This is a genomic window from Nocardia nova (assembly GCF_002933465.1).
Taxonomy (GTDB): domain Bacteria; phylum Actinomycetota; class Actinomycetes; order Mycobacteriales; family Mycobacteriaceae; genus Nocardia; species Nocardia nova_B.
Map to the genome: position 1 here is coordinate 1 of NZ_PSZE01000092.1, position 1,064 is coordinate 1,064.

Here is a 1,064-nt window from a genome sequence, read left to right on the forward strand (position 1 = left end):
GTTTCCGGCGCCCGTACTCCGGTGGGTCGGTTGCTTGGTGGGTTGTCCGGGTTCTCCGGGTCGGATCTGGGTGGTTTCGCCATCAAGGCGGCGCTGGAGCGTGGTGGGGTGGCGCCCGAGCAGGTCGATTACGTGATCATGGGTCAGGTGCTGACCGCGGGTGCGGGCCAGATGCCGGCGCGTCAGGCCGCGGTGGCCGGTGGGATCCCGATGGATGTTGCGGCGTTGACGCTGAACAAGGTGTGTTTGTCGGGTATCAACGCGATCGCGTTGGCGGATCAGCTGATTCGCGCCGGTGAGTACGAGATCGTGGTCGCCGGTGGTCAGGAGTCGATGAGCAGGGCCCCGCACATGCTGGAGAAGTCGCGTGAGGGCTTCAAGTACGGCGATGTGACTTTGCGTGACCACATGGCCTACGACGGGTTGCACGACATCTTCACCGATCAGGCGATGGGCGCTTTGACCGAGTCGCGCAACGCCGGTGACGGGATCGGCCGCGCCGAGCAGGACGCTTTTGCTGCCGCCTCGCATCAGAAGGCCGCGGCGGCGTGGAAGAACGGTGTGTTCGCCGACGAGGTGGTGCCGGTGTCGGTGCCGCAGCGCAAGGGCGATCCGATCGTGGTGAGCGAGGACGAGGGTGTGCGCCCGGATACGACGGTGGAGTCGCTGGGCAAGCTGCGCCCCGCGTTCGCCAAGGACGGCACCATCACCGCGGGTTCGGCGTCGCAGATTTCCGACGGCGCGGCCGCGGTGGTCGTGATGAGCAAGCAGAAGGCTCAGGCGCTGGGGTTGAGCTGGATCGCCGAGATCGGGGCCGCGGGTGTGGTGGCCGGTCCGGATTCCACGCTGCAGGACCAGCCGGCCAACGCGATCGCGAAAGCCTGCGCGAAGGAAGGTATTGCGCCGGCGGATCTGGATCTGGTGGAGATCAACGAGGCGTTCGCGGCGGTCGGTATCGCCTCGACCCGCAAGCTGGGGATCGATCCGGACAAGGTGAACGTCAACGGTGGTGCGATCGCGATCGGTCACCCGCTGGGCATGTCGGGCGCGCGGATCGTGTTGCA

1 protein-coding gene is annotated in these 1,064 nt (G+C 66.7%); it reads left to right on the top strand.

What is annotated here, in order from left to right:
- Positions 1-1,064: acetyl-CoA C-acetyltransferase (locus C5E41_RS32965; protein WP_104379559.1), on the top strand; the 1,064-nt coding region annotated here is incomplete at both ends.